The sequence below is a fragment of the Pseudomonas sp. CFBP 5748 genome (genome assembly GCF_053850495.1).
Map to the genome: position 1 here is coordinate 74,603 of NZ_JBSPTN010000007.1, position 18,579 is coordinate 93,181.

The 18,579-nt window shown below is 61.3% G+C and carries 17 protein-coding genes; 6 read left to right on the forward strand and 11 right to left on the reverse strand.

The window, feature by feature from the left end:
• The 3 genes from tcyL to ACWNZ1_RS17445 all read right to left on the reverse strand — a co-directional run bounded on the left by tcyL (position 1) and on the right by ACWNZ1_RS17445 (position 2,762).
• Positions 1-666 (reverse strand): cystine ABC transporter permease, encoded by a 666-nt coding sequence (gene tcyL / locus ACWNZ1_RS17435; protein ID WP_135843164.1) that lies wholly within the window; start codon positions 664-666, stop codon positions 1-3.
• Complete coding sequence (gene tcyJ / locus ACWNZ1_RS17440; protein WP_135843165.1) at positions 666-1,460, reverse strand: cystine ABC transporter substrate-binding protein; 795 nt, start codon at positions 1,458-1,460, stop codon at positions 666-668. The genes tcyL and tcyJ overlap by 1 nt, the downstream gene beginning before the upstream one ends.
• A gap of 303 nt (positions 1,461-1,763) precedes the next feature.
• Entirely contained in the window at positions 1,764-2,762 is a 999-nt protein-coding gene (locus ACWNZ1_RS17445; protein WP_456027770.1) for a D-cysteine desulfhydrase, read from the reverse strand.
• 504 nt (positions 2,763-3,266) lie between these two features.
• Here ACWNZ1_RS17445 and betT point away from each other — a divergent pair.
• On the forward strand, positions 3,267-5,228 hold the full coding sequence (betT, locus tag ACWNZ1_RS17450; RefSeq protein WP_265073083.1) for a choline transporter BetT: 1,962 nt from the start codon (positions 3,267-3,269) through the stop codon (positions 5,226-5,228).
• A 123-nt stretch (positions 5,229-5,351) separates the two neighbouring features.
• On the opposite strand, the gene ACWNZ1_RS17455 is transcribed toward betT, so the two are convergent.
• Positions 5,352-6,092: an SDR family oxidoreductase gene (locus ACWNZ1_RS17455; RefSeq protein ID WP_135843168.1), complete on the reverse strand. Its 741-nt coding sequence runs from the start codon at positions 6,090-6,092 to the stop codon at positions 5,352-5,354.
• Between the two features lie 117 nt (positions 6,093-6,209).
• Here ACWNZ1_RS17455 and ACWNZ1_RS17460 point away from each other — a divergent pair, with 117 nt between their 5' ends.
• The 4 genes from ACWNZ1_RS17460 (at position 6,210) to mgrA (ending at position 9,009) form a co-directional block, all read left to right on the forward strand.
• The gene (locus ACWNZ1_RS17460) at positions 6,210-7,100 is read left to right on the forward strand and encodes a LysR family transcriptional regulator (RefSeq protein WP_135843169.1); all 891 of its coding nucleotides are present in this window, start codon (positions 6,210-6,212) and stop codon (positions 7,098-7,100) included.
• A gap of 129 nt (positions 7,101-7,229) precedes the next feature.
• Entirely contained in the window at positions 7,230-7,412 is a 183-nt protein-coding gene (locus ACWNZ1_RS17465) for a type II toxin-antitoxin system HicA family toxin (protein WP_135843170.1), read from the forward strand.
• Positions 7,413-7,504: 92 nt separating this feature from the next.
• Entirely contained in the window at positions 7,505-7,906 is a 402-nt protein-coding gene (locus tag ACWNZ1_RS17470; RefSeq protein WP_135847931.1) for a type II toxin-antitoxin system HicB family antitoxin, read from the forward strand.
• Positions 7,907-7,971: 65 nt separating this feature from the next.
• Positions 7,972-9,009 carry an L-glyceraldehyde 3-phosphate reductase gene (gene mgrA, locus ACWNZ1_RS17475; RefSeq protein ID WP_135843171.1) on the forward strand — a complete coding sequence of 346 codons (1,038 nt, stop codon included), beginning with the start codon at positions 7,972-7,974 and terminating at the stop codon, positions 9,007-9,009.
• 56 nt (positions 9,010-9,065) lie between these two features.
• On the opposite strand, the gene tauD is transcribed toward mgrA, so the two are convergent.
• The 7 genes from tauD to ACWNZ1_RS17510 all read right to left on the reverse strand — a co-directional run bounded on the left by tauD (position 9,066) and on the right by ACWNZ1_RS17510 (position 17,370).
• Positions 9,066-9,908, reverse strand: coding sequence for a taurine dioxygenase (gene tauD, locus ACWNZ1_RS17480; protein ID WP_265072581.1), 843 nt, complete (start codon positions 9,906-9,908; stop codon positions 9,066-9,068).
• Between the two features lie 50 nt (positions 9,909-9,958).
• Positions 9,959-10,798: a taurine ABC transporter permease TauC gene (gene tauC / locus ACWNZ1_RS17485; RefSeq protein WP_265072582.1), complete on the reverse strand. Its 840-nt coding sequence runs from the start codon at positions 10,796-10,798 to the stop codon at positions 9,959-9,961.
• Entirely contained in the window at positions 10,795-11,589 is a 795-nt protein-coding gene (tauB, locus tag ACWNZ1_RS17490; protein ID WP_265072583.1) for a taurine ABC transporter ATP-binding subunit, read from the reverse strand. The genes tauC and tauB overlap by 4 nt, the downstream gene beginning before the upstream one ends.
• Before the next feature lie 25 nt (positions 11,590-11,614).
• Positions 11,615-12,592, reverse strand: a complete 978-nt coding sequence (tauA, locus tag ACWNZ1_RS17495; RefSeq protein ID WP_135843175.1) for a taurine ABC transporter substrate-binding protein — start codon at positions 12,590-12,592, stop codon at positions 11,615-11,617.
• A 215-nt stretch (positions 12,593-12,807) separates the two neighbouring features.
• Positions 12,808-14,391 (reverse strand): glutamate--cysteine ligase, encoded by a 1,584-nt coding sequence (gene gshA / locus ACWNZ1_RS17500; protein WP_135843176.1) that lies wholly within the window; start codon positions 14,389-14,391, stop codon positions 12,808-12,810.
• Between the two features lie 271 nt (positions 14,392-14,662).
• Complete coding sequence (locus ACWNZ1_RS17505; RefSeq protein WP_256454058.1) at positions 14,663-15,046, reverse strand: PaaI family thioesterase; 384 nt, start codon at positions 15,044-15,046, stop codon at positions 14,663-14,665.
• Positions 15,046-17,370: a Tex family protein gene (locus ACWNZ1_RS17510; RefSeq protein WP_135843178.1), complete on the reverse strand. Its 2,325-nt coding sequence runs from the start codon at positions 17,368-17,370 to the stop codon at positions 15,046-15,048. Before ACWNZ1_RS17510 ends, ACWNZ1_RS17505 begins: the two co-directional genes overlap by 1 nt.
• A gap of 357 nt (positions 17,371-17,727) precedes the next feature.
• On the opposite strand from ACWNZ1_RS17510, the gene ompR reads away from it, so the two are divergent.
• Entirely contained in the window at positions 17,728-18,468 is a 741-nt protein-coding gene (gene ompR, locus ACWNZ1_RS17515) for an osmolarity response regulator transcription factor OmpR (protein ID WP_003186825.1), read from the forward strand.
• Positions 18,469-18,579 lie beyond the last annotated feature (111 nt).

Consider the following 18,579-nt stretch of genomic DNA (forward strand, 5'->3'; position numbering starts at 1 on the left):
TCAGGACTCCTGGTCATGCCGATTGACCCGGGCTTCCAGGACGTTCTGCAGGTGTGAGAGCACGCTTGCCAGAATCCAATAGATCAGCGCGGCGGCAAGGTACATGGTGAAGATTTCGAAGGTTCGCGCGGTGATCAACTGCGCCTGGCGGAACAGCTCCGGTACCTGGATGGTCGCCGCCAACGCGGTGTCCTTGACCAGGGAAATGAAGCTGTTGCCCAGCGGTGGCAGGGCGGTGCGGGCGGCTTGTGGCAGGATGGCCCGACGCAGGGTCTGGGCGCGGGTCATGCCGATGCTCGCCGCCGCTTCCCACTGGCCGCGCTCGATGGAACTGATGGCGGCCCGCAGGATTTCACACGCATAGGCGGCCATGTTCAGCGAGAAACCGATCAGGGCCGCCGGCAGCGGATCCAGTTCGACACCTAGTTGCGGCAACCCGTAGTAGATCACGAACAACTGCACCAGCAACGGCGTGCCGCGAAAGAACGACACGTAGATGCGGGCGATCCAGCTCACCAGTTTGAAGCGCGACAGGCGCATCAGCGCCAGGCCGAACCCCAGCAGCAAGCCGAAGAACATGCCGCCCAGGCTGAGGATGACCGTGTAGTACGCGCCCTTGAGCAGGAAGGGCGCGGAGTCCAGTGCGAGTTGGAAAGCCTCTTCCATTATTGGGTGACGTCAGCGCTGAAGTATTTTTCCGATAGCTTTTTCAGCGTGCCGTCGGCGCGAAGTTTGTCGATGGCCTTGTTCACCGCGTCCAGCAGTTCAGGCTCGCCTTTGCGCAGGGCAATGCCGGCTTCCTGGCGGGAGAACGCTTCGCCTGCGGCGGAAGTGTCCTTGGCTTTTTTGGCATATTCGAGCGCGGCGAGGCGGTCGATCAGAATGGCGTCGATACGGCCAACGCGCAGGTCCTGGAACTTGGTCGGATCATCTTCGTAGGTACGCACGTCAGCGCCGGGTACGTTGGCTTTTACCCATTGTTCGTAGTTGGTGCCCAGGCCTACGCCGACTTTCTTGCCAGCCAGGTCAGCGGCGGTCTTGATGGTGTCTTTATTCTTGGTCAGGGTCAGTGCCTGGATCCCGGAAACGGTATACGGCGTGGAGAAGTCATATTTTTTCTTGCGCTCTTCGGAGATGGTCACCTGGTTGACCACCGCGTCGAGACGCTTGGACTCCAGCGCCGCGAGAATGCCGTCCCATTTGGTCGGCTGCAGCTTGACCTTCACGCCCAGCTCTTTGGCCAGGGCTTCGGAAAACTCCACTTCGAAACCGGCCAGCTTGCCGTCGGCGTCGACGAAGCTGAACGGTGGGTAAGTGCCTTCCAGGCCGACGTTGATCACGCCTGCGTCCTTGATTTTTTGCAGCTGCTCACCGGCAACTGCCTGCCCCAACAGGCCGGCGCTCAAAGCCAGGCCCAGCGAACCCACCAACAGGTTGCGACGTAATGCGGAGAAATTCATGACAAGCCCCTGTGTTTTCTTATGAAGACGTTATTTTGGATGAGAAAAGGCGAAGCCGCGATCCGAAAAGATTGCCACATCCTGCCTTAAAGCAACCCGGGCGTCTCGCGGCAAATGCGCCGGTGGCGAGACTATAGGGAGGCCTTTATAGATTGGAAAATAATATTAAATAAGTCACATATTCCAATATGGAATGTTGATTCTGTGGGAGCGAGATTGCTCGCGAAAGCTATTTGTCAGTCCCTGTGATGCTGAATGTGCCGACGCCTTCGCGAGCAAGCCCGCTCCCACAAAAGCACTTAACTAAGCCTGGAGCGCCGCGTCATAGGCGAACAACGCCGGCGCGCCACCGGTGTGCAGGAAGATGATCGGGCCTTCGTCGAAGCGGTCGCGGCCAATGCCGTCGAGCAGGCCGGCCATGGCCTTGCCGGTGTAGACCGGATCCAGCAGCAGGCCTTCCTGGCTCGCCAGCAGCTTGACCGCCGCCAGTGTCCCGGCGTTCGGTTCGCCATACCGGGGGGCGAAATATTCGTCCCACAGGTTCACCTTGAAGGCGGCTGGAAGGGCAACATCCAACAGTTGCGCGGTACGTTCGGCCAAGCCCTGGACCTTCGGAAACTGGTCTTCCTCGCTGCGCGAAACCGTAACGCCGATGACGGGAAGCTCCGGCAGCGTTTCACTCAGGGCCAGCGCCAGGCCGCTGTGGGTGCCGGCACTGCCCGAGGCCAGCACCACAGCGGCGAAATCGAGACCGGTGTCCTTGATCTGCTCGGCCAATTCCAGGCCGGCACGTACATAGCCCAGCGCGCCCAAGGCGTTCGAACCGCCAATCGGCACCAGGTAGGGCTTTTTCCCGTTGCTGCGCAGGCGACCGGCGAGGGCTTGCAGTTGGTCGTCGGCGTTGTCCAGGTTTTCGACCAGTTCGACCTTGGCGTCGAACAGTTCCAGCAGCAGCCGGTTGCCGTTACCCAGGTAATTGCTGTCCTCGGTGCCGATGGGGTTTTCCAGCAAAGCCACGCAACCCAGGCCCAGCTTTGCCGCCAGGGCAGCGGTCTGGCGTACATGATTGGACTGGATCGCGCCGGCGGTGATGAGGGTGTCGGCGCCCTGGGCCAGGGCGTCGGCAGCCAGGTATTCGAGTTTGCGCAGTTTGTTGCCGCCCAGCGCCAGGGGCGTCAGGTCGTCGCGCTTGATATAGATGTCGCGCCCGAGCCAGGTGGAGAGGCGGTCGAGCTTTTCCAGGGGGGTCGGGTGGCCGAGCAGGTCGAGACGATTAAAACGCGCCAACTGTTGATTGATCATGGGGCCGTACTGATTGCAGGAGATGCCTGGACTATAGGCACGCGGATATTCATGGGCAACCGGCAATCGTTTATCGGGGCTTAAACCGGAGAGGGACTCCGATTTGTTGAGCCCTAGAAATCCTGTGGGAGCGGGCTTGCTCGCGAAGGGGCCGTCACATTCAACATCAATGCAGATTGGAAGCCCGCCTTCGCGAGCAAGCCCGCTCCCACAGGGTTTGCGTTTGCCAGGGCATACGGTTGAGCCACTGAACGAATACACACCAAGCAGCGTCTACCCTCCCACGGGCTCGCGTAGGAAACGTGCCGTCGAGCCCAGCGATTAGTCCTTAGCTGCCTATTCATGTTTAACTTGAACGTTCATTCAAGTTAAACCGTCGGTTTGCTGCCCGCTCACAACAGGAGGCTTGCCTTTGCCGAGTCCGTTTTCGACCGTCCCTCTTTCGCTTCCCGGGGTGCATCGCTCATGAGTGCCTCGTCTCTTCCACCCAGCGGCCTGGTCCGCATGAATCCGCCGGTGTTTTACTTCGCCGCGACCTTCATTCTGCTATTCGGCCTGGTGGTTATTGCTGTGCCGGAGCAGGCCGGCGCCTGGCTGTTGGCGGCGCAGAACTGGGCGGCCAATACGGTCGGCTGGTATTACATGTTGGCGATGACCCTGTATCTGGTCTTCGTGGTGGTCACCGCCTTGTCCGGCTACGGCAAGATCAAGCTCGGTGCCGACCACGACGAACCCGAATTCAGTTACCTGTCCTGGGCCGGCATGCTCTTCGCCGCCGGGATCAGCATCACGCTGTTTTTCTTTTGCGTCTCCGAGCCGCTGACCCACATGGTGCAGCCGCCTCAGGGCGAGGCCGGTACCGCGGACGCGGCGCGCCAGGCCATGCAGATTCTGTTTCTGCACTGGGGCCTGCACGGCTGGGGGGTATTTGCTTTTGTCGGCATGGCCCTGGCGTATTTTGCCTATCGGCACAATCTGCCGCTGGCTCTGCGTTCGGCGCTGTACCCACTGATCGGCAAACGCATCAACGGTCCCATCGGCTATGCGGTGGACGGCTTCGGCATCATCGCCACCGTGTTCGGCCTCGGCGCGGACATGGGCTTTGGGGTATTGCACCTCAACTCCGGGCTCGATTACCTGTTTGGCATCGCCCACACCCAATGGATTCAAGTCGGCCTGATCGTGTTGATGATGGGCGCGGCGATTCTCGTGGCGGTGGCCGGCGTCGACAAGGGCGTGCGGGTCATGTCCGACATCAACATGTTGCTGGCCTGCGCGCTGCTGCTGTTTGTGTTGTTCGCCGGGCCCACCCAGCATTTGCTCAACACCTTGATCCAGAACATCGGCGATTACCTTGGCGCCTTGCCGATGAAGAGTTTCGATCTGTACGCCTACAACAAACCCAGTGACTGGCTCGGCGGTTGGACGGTGTTCTACTGGGCTTGGTGGATCGCGTGGTCGCCGTTCGTGGGGTTGTTCATCGCTCGGATTTCCCGTGGCCGCACCATCCGCGAATTCGTGTTTGGCGTGTTGCTGATTCCCCTGGGGTTCACCCTGGCGTGGATGTCGATCTTCGGCAACAGCGCCATCGACCAGGTGCTGAACCACGGCATGAGCGCCCTGGGCATGTCGGCCCTGGAAAACCCATCGATGAGCCTGTACTTGTTGCTGGAAACCTACCCGTGGAGCAAGACCGTCATCGCGGTCACGGTGTTCATCAGCTTCGTGTTCTTCGTTACGTCCGCCGACTCCGGCACCGTGGTGCTTTCGACGCTGTCGGCCAAGGGCGGCAACCCCGATGAAGACGGGCCGAAATGGCTGCGGGTGTTCTGGGGCGCGATGACCGCCCTGGTGACCAGCGCGTTGCTGTTCTCCGGCAGCATCGATGCCTTGAAGTCGGCGGTGGTGCTGACGTCGTTGCCGTTCTCGCTGATTCTGTTGCTGATGATGTGGGGCCTGCACAAGGCGTTCTACCTGGAATCCCAGAAGCAGATCGCGCAACTGCACTCCCTGGCACCGGTGTCGGGTGCACGCCGGGGCACGGGCGGCTGGCGCCAGCGCTTGAGCCAGGCGGTGCATTTTCCGTCCCGCGACGAGGTGTACCGTTTCCTCGACGCCACGGTGCGCCCGGCCATCGAAGAAGTGAAGGCGGTGTTCGCCGAGAAGGGCCTGACGGTGATGACCCAGCCAGACCCGGCCAACGACAGCGTCAGCCTGGAGATCGGCCACGGCGAGCAGTATCCGTTCATCTATCAGGTGCAGATGCGTGGCTACTTCACGCCGTCCTTCGCCCGAGGTGGCATGGGTTCCAAGGAACTCAACAACCGACGTTACTACCGTGCCGAAGTGCACCTGAGCGAAGGCAGCCAGGATTACGACCTGGTGGGCTATACCAAGGAGCAGGTCATCAACGACATCCTCGACCAGTACGAGCGGCACATGCAGTTCCTGCATCTGGTGCGCTGATCGAGGCCCGAACAGAGCCCACCGTTTTTCATCTGCGCCGGCCTCATCGCGAGCAAGGCATCACTTAATCCTGTGGCGAGCTTGCTCGCGATGGCGGTATGGCTGGCGACGCGGAAAAAAACCTCAGACCAGCCCGCCGTTGGCCCGCAGGATCTGCCCGTTCACCCAGCCGGCGGCGGGGCTCACCAGGAAAGCGATGATGCTGGCGATGTCTTGGGGCTGGCCGAGGCGTTCCAGGGGCGGCATTTTGGCGTAGTTCTGGATCTGCTCTTCACTTTTGCCATGCATGAACAGTTCGGTCGCGACCGGGCCGGGGGCCACGGCATTGACAGTGATCTGGCGGCCACGCAGTTCCTTGGCGAATACCTGGGTCAGGGATTCCACCGCGGCTTTACTGGCGATGTACACCGAGTAGCCGGGCAGGTTCAGGCCCACGGTGCTGCTGGAAAAATTCACGATCCGGCCACCGTCGTTCAGGCGCGTTGCGGCTTCGCGCAGGGTGTTGAAGGTGCCACGGGTGTTAATGGCGAACGTCTGGTCGAACAGCTCGTCGCTGTGCTGCGCCAGGGGCATGACCTGGAGGATGCCGGCGTTGTTGATCAACACATCGACCTTGCCCAGTAGCGCTTCGGTTTCATCGAACATCCGCCGGACATCGACGGCAGAGGACACATCCGCCTTGATCGCTATGGCTTGGTGACCGGCCTGGCGCAATTGCACCACCAGTTTCGAGGCTTCGCTGGCGCTGTTGGCGTAGTTGATTACGACGGCAAAACCTTCGCTGGCCAGTTGCTTGGCGATTTCGGCACCGATGCCGCGAGAGGCGCCGGTTACGATGGCAACTTTGGCTGTTTGAGTCGTCATGAGGGAGGTCCTTTGGAAGTGGGTGAAGCCAGATTCACATGTTTACTCTTGGCGATAAATACCCGACAGTTGGCTTGACTGTTCAATAATTGCCAACAATAAGGGCGTTGGACTCAGATGGATCAAGTCAAAGCTATGAAGGTGTTTGTGCGCATCTACGAGCGCAGCAGCTTCACCCTGGCCGCCGAGGACCTGAACCTGCCCCGTGCGACGCTGACTTATACCCTTAATCAATTCGAAGCCTGGCTAGGCGTACGTTTGCTGGAGCGCAGCACCCGCAAAGTACGACCGACCCTCGATGGCGAGGCGTATTACCCGCGTTGCGTGCAGTTGCTGGCGGAACTTGAAGAAGCCGAACTGGCATTTCGCAGCGTGGCACCCAAGGGACGGTTGCGGGTAGACATGCATGGCACGCTGGCCCGGCACTTCGTGATTCCGGCCCTGCCGCAGTTCATGGCGCGTTACCCGGACATTGAACTGTCCATCAGCGAGGCCGATCGGTTTGTCGACCTGATCGCCGAAGGGGTCGATTGTGTGTTGCGCGCTGGCACGCTGGGGGATTCGTCGCTGATTGGCCGCCGTGTCGCCAACCTGCGGCAGATCACCTGCGCCAGTCCAGCCTACCTGCGCCAATATGGCGAACCGAAAAGCCTCGATGACCTGAGCCGGCACCGGGCGGTGAACTACGTCTCGCGCACCACCGCCAAACTGTATCCGTTCGAATTCATGGTTGACGGCGAGCTCAAGGAGGTCGCAATCGACGGCGCGCTCTCAGTGTTCGGCGCTGAAATCTACTCCGCCTCGGCCATCGCTGGCCTGGGCCTGATCCAATGTCCGTATTACCGGATGGAAACGCAGATCCAGCAAGGCCTGATCCAGGAAATCCTCACCGCCACTCCACCACCGTCCATGCCGATCTCGGTGCTCTACCCCCACAACCGCCACCTGTCGCCACGGGTGCGGGTGTTTGTGGATTGGTTGGCTGAGGTGTTTGCGCAGGCACGATGACCCGGTGGGTTGCGACGGTGTATTTGCTGGGAAGTTGAGCTAATATTTTTCATGGTGTGTATTGTGTGTATAAGGATCGCCATTCGCAGCTAGAGTTTTCCGGCAGAGCTGTCGAATAAGGCACAGGTGATGCGAAGTCGGGAAATGATCAGGAAGATCGAAGAGGACGGTTGGTATCTGGTGGCAGTCAAGGGTAGCCATCATCAGTACAAGCATTCCTTCAAGGCTGGGAGGGTGACGATCAAACACCCTGACGCCGACCTGCCGAAAGGTACGATTAATAGCATATTGAAACAGGCGGGCCTGAAATGAGGCTCATGACCGATGACGAAATCCCCGATGGGGATGCATTGTTATCAGACCGGTTGCTACGGTTGCCGGATCTGAAGGAAGGATTCATCCAAATGAAATTTCCGGTCGTTCTGCACAAGGATGCCGATTCCGAATACGGAGTGACGGTCCCGGATGTGCCGGGTTGTTTCTCCGCGGGCAGTACCGTGGGCCAGGCATTCGAAAATGTGAAGGAAGCGCTCTCGTTGCACTATGAAGGGCTGGTAGCCGACGGCGAGCCGCTGCCGCAGATCCATGAAATTGACGATCATCTCGACAATCCGGATTACGCCGGAGGGATATGGGGGGTGGTTGAGTTCGATGTCACGCCCTATTTCGGCAAGTCAGTGCGGTTCAACGCCACGCTGCCTGAGCAATTGCTTGAACGCATTGATCAAACCGTGCGACGTGATCAGCGCTACAGCTCCCGCTCGGGTTTTTTGGCGGCGGCTGCCTTGCGCGAACTTTCGGCCTGACCCATGCGTCTGTGAAGTGTTAGCTTCTGCCATCCGCATCCGTCGCTCGAACAGAGAGTCTTTCGATGACCTATACCGCTGCCGAAAACCGCTACGAGTCCATTCCTTACCGCCGCGTGGGTCGCAGCGGGTTGGTGCTGCCGGCGCTGTCGCTGGGGTTGTGGCACAACTTTGGCGACAGCACGCCGATCGACACGCAGCGTGCCTTGCTGCGTACGGCGTTTGACCTGGGTATCAACCACTTCGACCTGGCGAACAACTACGGCCCGCCCTACGGCAGCGCCGAGATCAATTTTGGTCGGTTGCTGCGCGAAGACTTCAAGCAGTACCGCGATGAGTTGATCATCTCCAGCAAGGCCGGTTGGGACATGTGGCCGGGGCCTTACGGCCAGGGCGGTGGCTCGCGCAAATACGTGCTGGCCAGCCTTGACCAGAGCCTGCAACGCCTGGGGTTGGACTATGTGGATATCTTCTATTCCCACCGCTTCGACCCCGACACCCCACTGGAAGAGACCGCCAGTGCGCTGGCCACCGCCGTGCAGCAGGGGAAGGCGTTGTACATCGGCATCTCTTCGTATTCCGGCGTGAAGACCCGGGAAATGGCCGCGCTGCTCAAAGAGTGGAAAGTCCCGCTGCTGATCCACCAGCCGGCCTACAACCTGCTCAACCGCTGGGTGGAGAAAGACCTGCTGGACGCCACTGACGAACTGGGTACCGGTGTGATTGCCTTCACCCCGCTGGCCCAGGGCCTGCTGACCGACAAGTACCTCAAGGGCATTCCGGCCGATGCACGGGTCAACCGCCCCGGTGGCGGCTCGTTGCAGGCTTCGCACCTGTCGGAGGCGAACATCGCCCACGTGCGCGCCCTCAATGAAATCGCCCAGCGTCGCGGGCAGAGCCTGGCGCAAATGGCCCTGGCCTGGACCCTGCGCGATCCACGCGTGACCAGCGCGCTGATCGGCGCCAGCCGGCCTGAGCAGATTATCGAGAACGTCGGGGCGTTGCAGAACCTGAGCTTCAGCGCGGAAGAACTGGCGCAGATCGATCGGTTTGCCCAGGAGGGTGGCATCAATCTTTGGGAGAAGCCTTCGTCGGCCGAATAACGCCTCTGCAAATACGGCGAACACAAAACCTTGTGGCGAGGGGATTTCTTAGCTGTTTACCTGAAAAACGGCACATCCCCCAATACCGTCGCCCGGTGCATCACGCGCCGGGCCGGGCGATAGTCGTCCACGGCGAAATGCTGGGTGACGCGGTTGTCCCAGAACGCCACGTCGTTGACCTGCCAGCGCCAGCGCAGGGTGAATTCCGGGCGGGTGGCGTGGGCGAAGAGCAGTTTCAGGATCGCCTCGCTTTCGCTTTCCGACAGTTCGTTGATGCGCGTGGTGAAGCCTTCATTGACGAACAGCGAGCGACGTCCGCTCACCGGGTGGGTGCGGATCACCGGATGGGACAGCGGTGGGTTTTTCCGCCGTGCTTGTTCCCAGCGCGCCAGGTCCCCGGCGGTGTTGCCAAAGCGTTCCAAGGGAAACGAGCGGGTGAAATCGTGGGTTGCCGTCAGGCCTTCCAGTAAGCGCTTCAAGGGTGCCGACAAGGCTTCGTAGGCCGCGATGCCGCTGGCCCACAAGGTATCGCCACCGAACGCCGGTAGCAGTTTGGCGCTGAGCACCGCGCCCAGGGCGGGCGTCGGGAGAAAGGTCACGTCGGTGTGCCACACGGCGTTGTCGCGAACATCGGTAACGGCGGTATCGAGCACCAGCACTTCGGGCTGCTCCGGCACGTTGGGGTAGATCGGGTGAATGTGCAGGTCGCCAAAGTACCCGGCGAAACGCGCTTGCTGCGCGGGGTCGATCGGCTGGTCGCGAAAGAACAGCACCTGATGCTCAAGCAGGGCCTGCTCGATGACATCGCGATGTTCCTGGCACAGGGGCTGGCTGATGTCGATTCCGCTGATCTGCGCACCAAGGGCGATGCTCAAAGGGGTAATGGTCGGGCGGCTCATCGTCGTGTTCTCGCAGTGGGGCGCCGAATGGTCGGCGTGGTCATTCGCTCTCAATGGGCCTGGCCGTGCCACGGCACCAGTTTGCGTTGCAGGGCGCGCAAGCCCATCTCCATGGCGAAGGCGATCAGTGCGATCACCAGGATTCCCAGCACCACCACGTCTGTGACCAGGAACTGCGCGGCTGACTGCACCATGAACCCCAGGCCACTGGTGGCAGCAATCAGCTCGGCGGCCACCAGGGTCGACCAACCGACGCCCAGGCCAATGCGAATGCCGGTGAGGATGTCCGGCAGGGCACTGGGCACGATCACATGGCGAATCAACTGGGCCCGCGTAGCGCCCAACGATTGCGCGGCCCGCAACTTGGCCGGGTCGACGGTGCGCACACCCGTGGCGGTGGCGATGGCAATCGGCGCGAAGATCGCCAGGTAAATCAGCAGCACTTTCGACAGCTCACCGATGCCGCACCAGATCACGATCAACGGCAGATACGCCAACGGTGGAATCGGCCGGTAGAACTCGATCAACGGATCGAGCACGCCGCGAGCGACACGGCTGGCGCCGATGGCGATACCCACCGGCACCGCCGTTAGCACGGCGAACAACAGGCCCACGCCGATTCGCTGAAGGCTGGCGGCCAAATGCTGCCAGAGGGTGGAGTCCATGTAGCCGCTGGTCGCCAGCAGCCAGCCCTTTTGCAGGACGGCGGAGGGCGAGGGCAGGAACAGCGGTTCGATCAGCCCGCTGGCGGTCACCGCCCACCAAACCGCTAGCAATGCGATCAGGGTCAGGCCGCTGATCCACCGCGTACTCAGGCTCAGTCTCGAACCGATGGCCGGGCGCTTGTTCGCGGGCTTACTGACCAACGCTGGAATTTCGTAGCTGCTCATGCGCGCTCCTGTGGTCGAGTGGCGCTGCGTTGGGAGAAGACCTTGGCGAGTACGTGCTCGCGGGTTTCGATAAAGCGCGGGTCGGACTTGATCGACCGCGCCGACTCCCCGGCGCCGTAGCGTTGGCCGAAGTCCAGGCTCAGGCGCTCGACTATTTGCCCCGGGTTGGGCGCCAGCAGAATCAGGTCGGTGGCCAGGAACACGGCTTCTTCGATGTCATGGGTAATGAGAAACACCGGTTTGGCGGTGCGCTGCCAGACTTGCAGCAACAGTTCCTGCATCTGCTCGCGGGTGAAGGCGTCCAGCGCGCCGAAGGGCTCGTCCATCAGCAGCACGCGCGGGTTGGCTGCCAACGCCCGGGCCAGGCCCACACGCTGCTTCTGGCCGCCGGAGAGCTGCCAGACGCGGCGTTGGTCGAAACCGGCCAGGTCCACCAGGGCGAGCATTTCCCGGGCGCGAGCCTCACGTTTTTCCTTGGAGACTCCGGCCAGTTCCAGGCCGAACCCAACGTTGGCCAACACGTCCTGCCAGGGCAGCAGCGCATCGTCCTGGAACACCACGCCGCGTTCGGCACTCGGCCCCTTGATCGGCACACCGTCGAGGGTGATCTGCCCGGCGCTGGGCTCGACGAACCCGGCGATCAGGTTCAACAGCGAAGTCTTGCCACTGCCGGACGGGCCGAGGGCAACCAGCAATTGCCGGGGCCCCAGGGTCAGGGAAATATCCGCCAGCACAGGTTCCGCTGCGCCGGGGTACTGTGCGCTGATGCGCTCCAGCTGTAGCAAAGCCATCGCCGTGACTCCTTCTATTGTTCGATCACTGGGTGATGTATTTGGCGCTGACAAAAGGCGCGTAGTCCGGCAGCACGGCTTCGACCTTACCCTGCTCTTTGAGGAAGGCTGCGGTGTCGGTGATGGCTTTGGTGGTCGGAGCACCGAGGCTCACGACCTGATCGGCTGCCAGGGGAAACACGTTGCCTTGCAGCAACAGCGGGATGTCGCTGGCCTTGGCGCCGGAGAGTTTCACCAGTTTGTCGATATTGGACGCATCGGCCAGCCAGGCTTGTGGGTCCTTGCGATACCGGGCATAGGCATCCAGGGTGACTTTGGCGAAGGCTGTGACAATTTCCGGATGCTTCTGAGCGAAGTCCTTGCGCACGATCCAGGCGTCGAAGGTCGGTGCGCCGAACTGGGCCAGTTCTGCGGAACTGATCAGTACCTTGCCGTTTTCCTTGGCCACGCCCAGGGCCGGGTCCCAGACGTAGGTGGCGTCGATGTCGCCGCGCTTCCAGGCCGCAATGATGGCCGGTGGCGCGAGGTTGAGTACGGTGACTTTCGACGGGTCGATGTTCCAGTGCTTCAGCGCGGCGAGCAGGCTGTAGTGCCCGGTGGACACGAAAGGTACGGCGATTTTTTTGCCGATCAGGTCTTGTGGGGAGTTGATCCCGGAACCGTCGCGGGCCACCAGGGCTTCGGCGGCGCCGATCTGGGTGGCGATGAGGAAGGTTTCCACCGGGACCTTGCGGGTGATGGCCGCGGTCAACGGACTGGAACCGAGGTAGCCGATCTGCACATCGCCCGAGGCGATGGCGGTGATGACGTCGGCGCCGTTGTCGAATTTGCGCCAGTCGATTTTGGCTTGGGTGGCTTTTTCATAGGCGCCGTCGGCCTGGGCGACTTTGGCCGGGTCGACGGTGGTCTGGTAAGCGACGGTCAGGTCGGCCGCCTGGGCAAAAAGGCTCGCGGCGGCCAGGGAGGCGACCGCGAGAAGGCGAAGGGGGGAACGCAACGTCATGGGAAAGCTCCTCGACAGGTCGCCGGAGATTCGGCGTTCGAGGAGACTAAATGATCTAAGAATTCAAAAATAAATAACTTTTTCGAATGAGCTTATTTGCGAAAAATTCTATGCATCGGGCAGAAGTAGGGCTTGCCTGCAGCTTTTGTGGCGAGGGGATAAATCCCCTCGCCACAAAAGCTGCACTTTCACGCAGGAGCCATGGAAATGTTTGGTCAGTTACTGATCGCCAGAATGCTCGCCTGATACGAACCCACGAACACATCGAAATCCCCCACCTCGTTCTGCTCCAGCTCAGTTTGCTGAACCAGGGATTCCCGGGCGGCGTCTTCGAACGCTGTCTGCTCCTGGGCTGGCAACGGCTCGGCGCGGAAGAATTCGGCGTGGGCCTTGCTTTGGCGCAGGGAGAACTGGGCGAAGCTTTCCTGATGCTCGGCCATGGCGGCGAGCACTTGGGCGGACGGCGTCAGGGACGGATCGCGGACTTTCGCCAGTTGCGCGTCCAATGCCTGGCGGTGGGCGTCGCCACCGTGGCTCTGGTCGAGTAGCGAGGCCAGCGGCGCGATTTTTTCCAGTAATTCGATGGCCCAGGCCTGCATGTCCACCGCTTGGCCTTGTCGCTGCAATTGCAGGCCAGGCTTGCGACCTTCCTTGACCACCGTCAGGAAGTTGCTCGTGGCGTTGCTGCATTCATTGTTTTCCAGCGGCGGACTGTCGTTGAGGCCGCAATACAGCAGGAACGCATCGAGGAATCGCGATTCGGTGAGGTCGATGCCCATCGGCAGGAACGGGTTGATGTCCAGGCAACGCACTTCGACGTACTGGATGCCCCGGGCGATCAAGGCCTGGATCGGCCGCTCGCCGGTGTAGGTCACGCGTTTGGGGCGAATGTTGGAGTAGTACTCGTTTTCGATCTGCAGAATGTTGGTGTTGAGCTGCACCCACTCACCGTTCTGATGAGTGCCGACTTCGACGTACGGCGCGTAGGGCGTTGCCACCGCTTTGCGCAGGCTGTCGGTGTAGCTCGCCAGGTCGTTGTAGCACGGTGTCAGGCCGGCTTGGGCGTTGCTCTGGTAACCCAGGTCGCTCATGCGCAGGCTGGTGGCGTAGGGCAGGTACAAGGTGTCCGGGTCCAGTTGTTCCAACTGGTGCGGGCGGCCCCGCAGGAAACCGGCGTCCAGGGCCGGCGAGGCGCCGAACAGGTACATCAGCAGCCAGCTGTAGCGACGGAAATTGCGGATCAGTGCGATGTAGGCCGACGACTGGAAGTCACGATCGCTCACGTCGGCAGCTTCGTTCTGCCGGAGCAGGGGCCAAAGCTTTTCCGGCAATGAAAAGTTGTAGTGGATGCCGGCGATGCATTGCATGGTTTTGCCGTAGCGCAGGGCCAGGCCCTTACGGTAGACGTACTTGAGTCGACCGATGTTCGAGGTGCCGTAGTAGGCGATCGGGATGTCTTCTTCTTCCGGCAACGGGCACGGCATCGAAGGACTCCACAGGTACTCGTCGCCGAGTTTGCTGTAGGCAAACCGGTGGATCTTGTCGAGGCTGCGCAGGGTATCGGCCGGGTCGGCCAGGGCCGGGGTGATGAACTCCAGCAGCGACTCGGAATAGTCCGTGGTGATCTGTTCGTTGGTCAGCGCTGAACCCAAGGCCTCGGGATGCGGGGTCTGGGCCAGGCGCCCATTGTCCGTGACGCGCAGGCATTCACGCTCGATGCCATGCAGGCACTGTTCGAGCAGGGAGAGGTTGGCGCGCTCGCCGAGCAGGGCCAGGCGGCGGTTTAAAAGGTCGCTCAAGTTGAATTCCTTCACGCGTCAGTCGCCCCAATATGGGGGTGGGCAAGACGGTCTACAAGGGTGAAGTTAAAACTGGCGTTTTCGCCTGGTTTTTGTGCGGCCAAGGACTGATCGCCTTGATCCCTGTGGAAGCGGGCTTGCTCGCGAAAGCGGTGTGTCAGTCGGCATTGGAGTTGCCTGACACACCGCCTTCGCGAGCAAGCCCGCTCCTACAAGGAGTCTCGACACCGCATTCGTGGGGTCGAAATTACCCCAAATCGATGACGGGGAGCTATAGGACAGCGAACGTGCCTTGCGCTTTTGCGACCAGTTTGTCGCCTTGCATCACCTCGGCCTCGACCACCAGCGTGCGTCGGCCCGGGTGGATGACCCGAGCCGTGCACAACACTTCGCCGTCGGCCACGGCGCGAATGTAGTTGATCTTGCATTCGATGGTCGCGCTCTGCTGGTCAAAGCCGTGGACACTGGAACAGGCCAGGCCCATGGCGATGTCCACCAGGCTGAACAGCGCGCCGCCGTGCAGCTTGCCGCCGCGATTGCGCAACGGCGGCACAAGGCTCAGGGCGACTTGCGCCACCCCGTCCCCCAGGCTTTGCAGACGGCAGCCGAGCAGCTTGAAAAACGCGCTTTCCACCAACCCGGCTGGCGCGTCCATCAGCGTTTCTTCAGCTGCTTGGCGTTGGCGAACAGCGAGGCCATGGCGTTGTTCGTCGGAGCCGCGGTGGCGGTTTCCTTGCGCGGCGCGGTGTTCTGCGACTGACGCGGCGTCGAGCCCGGACGAGCCCCACGGGCACCGTCGACTTTTTCGCCCGGCGTGTCGCTCATGCGCATCGACAGGCCAACGCGTTTGCGCGGGATGTCGACTTCCATGACCTTCACTTTCACCACATCACCGGCCTTCACGGCTTCGCGCGGGTCCTTGATGAACTTCTCCGACAGCGCTGAGATGTGCACCAGGCCGTCCTGATGCACGCCGATGTCGACGAAGGCGCCGAAGTTGGTGACGTTGGTCACCACACCTTCGAGGATCATGCCCGGTTGCAGGTCCTTGAGGTCTTCGACGCCGTCCTGGAACTCGGCGGTCTTGAACTCGGGACGCGGGTCTCGGCCCGGCTTCTCCAGTTCCTGGAGGATGTCGGTCACGGTCGGCAGGCCGAAGGTTTCGTCGGTGAATTTTTTCGGATCCAGGCGCTTGAGGAACGCGGCGTCGCCGATCAGCGAACGGATGTCGCGGTCGGTCTGGGCGGCGATGCGTTGCACCAGCGGATAGGCTTCCGGGTGGACAGCCGACGAGTCCAGTGGATTGTCACCGTTCATGACGCGTAGGAAACCGGCGGCCTGTTCGAAGGTTTTCTCGCCCAGGCGCGGGACTTTCTTCAACGCGGCGCGGGTCTTGAATGCACCGTGCTCGTCGCGGTGGGTGACGATGTTCTGCGCCAGCGTGGCGTTGAGGCCGGAGATACGCGCCAACAGCGCCACCGAAGCGGTATTCACGTCCACGCCCACGGCGTTCACGCAGTCCTCCACCACGGCGTCCAGGCCACGGGCCAGTTTCAACTGGGAAACGTCGTGCTGGTACTGGCCGACACCGATGGATTTCGGGTCGATCTTCACCAGTTCCGCCAGCGGATCCTGCAGGCGACGGGCGATGGACACCGCGCCACGGATCGACACGTCCAGGTCCGGGAACTCCTTGGAGGCCAGTTCCGACGCCGAATAAACCGAAGCGCCGGCTTCGGAGACCATGACCTTAGTCATTTTCATGGCCGGGTATTTCTTGATCAGCTCGGCGGCCAGCTTGTCGGTCTCGCGGCTGGCGGTGCCGTTGCCGATGGCGATCAGGTCCACCGAATGCTTGGCACACAGGGCGGCGAGCACGGCGAGGGTCTGGTCCCACTTGTTGTGTGGCACGTGCGGGTAGACCGTGGCGTGGTCCAGCAGCTTGCCGGTGGAGTCCACCACCGCCACCTTGCAACCGGTGCGCAGGCCCGGGTCCAGGCCGAGGGTGGCACGCGGGCCGGCCGGTGCGGCCAGCAGCAGGTCGTGCAGGTTGTGGGCGAAGACATTGATCGCCTCGGTCTCGGCGTTGTCGCGCAACTCGCCCAGCAGGTCGGTTTCCAGGTGAGTGTAGAGCTTGACTTTCCAAGTCCAACGCACCACTTCGGCCAGCCATTTGTCGGCGGCGCGGTTCTGGTTCTGGATGCCGAATTGCTGGCCGATCATGCCTTCGCACGGGTGCATGGTGCCTGGCAGTTCATCGCCGACCTTCAGCGCGGAACTGAGAATGCCTTCGTTGCGGCCACGGAAAATCGCCAGGGCACGGTGGGACGGCATGCTCTTGAGCGGTTCGTCGTGTTCGAAATAATCACGGAACTTGGCGCCTTCCTCCTCTTTGCCGGCGATCACCCGGGCGCTGAGGGTGGCTTCCTGCTTGAGGTAACTGCGCAGTTTTTCCAGCAGATTGGCGTCTTCGGCGAAGCGCTCCATGAGGATGTACTTGGCGCCTTCCAGCGCGGCTTTCACGTCGGCCACGCCTTTTTCGGTGTCGACGAAGCGTGCGGCTTCGGTTTCCGGGGCCAGGGTCGGGTCGTTGAACAGGCCGTCGGCCAGCTCGCCAAGGCCGGCTTCCAGGGCAATCTGGCCCTTGGTGCGACGCTTTTGCTTGTAGGGCAGGTACAAGTCTTCAAGGCGGGTCTTGGTGTCGGCCAGTTTGATGTCGCGCTCAAGTTGCGGGGTCAGCTTGCCTTGCTCCTGGATGCTGGCCAGGATGCTGATACGCCGTTCGTCGAGTTCTCGCAGGTAGCGCAGGCGCTCTTCCAGATGACGCAATTGGGTGTCATCGAGGCTACCGGTGACTTCTTTCCGGTAACGGGCGATAAAAGGCACCGTGGAGCCTTCATCGAGTAGCGCGACGGCCGCTTCGACCTGTTGTGGGCGTACGCCGAGTTCCTCGGCAATGCGGCTGTTGATGCTGTCCATAAAACCACCTGACAAATTGTGAAATCAGGCTCGCCACCGCGCAAACGGGGCTCGGCGAGACTGGTTGAGCGGCCTGGCGTGCGCCGCTGCCTGGGTCAAAAGGCTGCCTGTTGACCCGCGAAATTCAAAAAATGCTGCCGGGCCAAGGGAAAAAACGATATGCCGGGATAACGATCCGACATTCCCTGGCACAAAAGGCCGCGCATTATAACCAGCGTTCCGTCCTTCCGGGGGCGTCGTGGTCTGTAGGCTCGATACCCGGATTTGTTCAGATAGAAGAAAAATCTGCTAACAATGCACACCGTACGTATAACGGCAGCTAGGCCATAATGCGCGCCGAGATCAAAGGAGCTTCCTATGAGCAGCACAGCACAAACTGCTGAAGGCGAAAAAATTCTTATCGTTGACGATGACCCGGGGCTGAGCAGCCTGCTGGAGCGTTTCTTCGTCAGCAAGGGCTACCGTGCCCGTACTGTACCGAATACCGAGCAAATGGATCGGCTGTTGGCCCGTGAGGTGTTCAACCTCGTGGTGCTTGACCTGATGCTGCCTGGCGAAGACGGCCTGACCGCTTGCCGTCGCCTGCGCGGCGCGAATAACCAGATTCCGATCATCATGCTGACCGCCAAGGGCGACGAGCTGAGCCGTATCAAGGGTCTCGAACTGGGCGCCGACGACTACCTGGCCAAGCCGTTCAACCCCGACGAGCTGATGGCCCGGGTCAAGGCGGTACTGCGTCGCCAATCGGCTCCGGTACCTGGCGCGCCCGGCAGCGAAGATGAAAGCGTGACCTTCGGCGACTATGAACTGTCCCTGGCCACTCGCGAGCTCAAGCGCGGCAATGAGATCCACATGCTCACCACCGGTGAATTCGCCGTGCTCAAGGCCCTGGTGATGAACGCTCGCCAGCCGTTGACCCGCGACAAGCTGATGAACCTGGCCCGTGGGCGTGAGTGGGATGCGCTGGAGCGTTCCATCGACGTACAGATTTCCCGTCTGCGCCGGATGATCGAGCCCGATCCTTCCAAGCCGCGGTATATCCAGACCGTCTGGGGTGTGGGTTATGTATTCGTGCCGGATGGCGCCGCCAGCAAGTGATCGGCGATTTGTAGGAGCGGGTGGCCTGGTGGGTTGAATGTCCTCTTCCAGGCGACTCGCGGTCCGTCATTGTGCGAGCATCGCTCGCTCCTGCAAGTGTGTAGCGGTTAT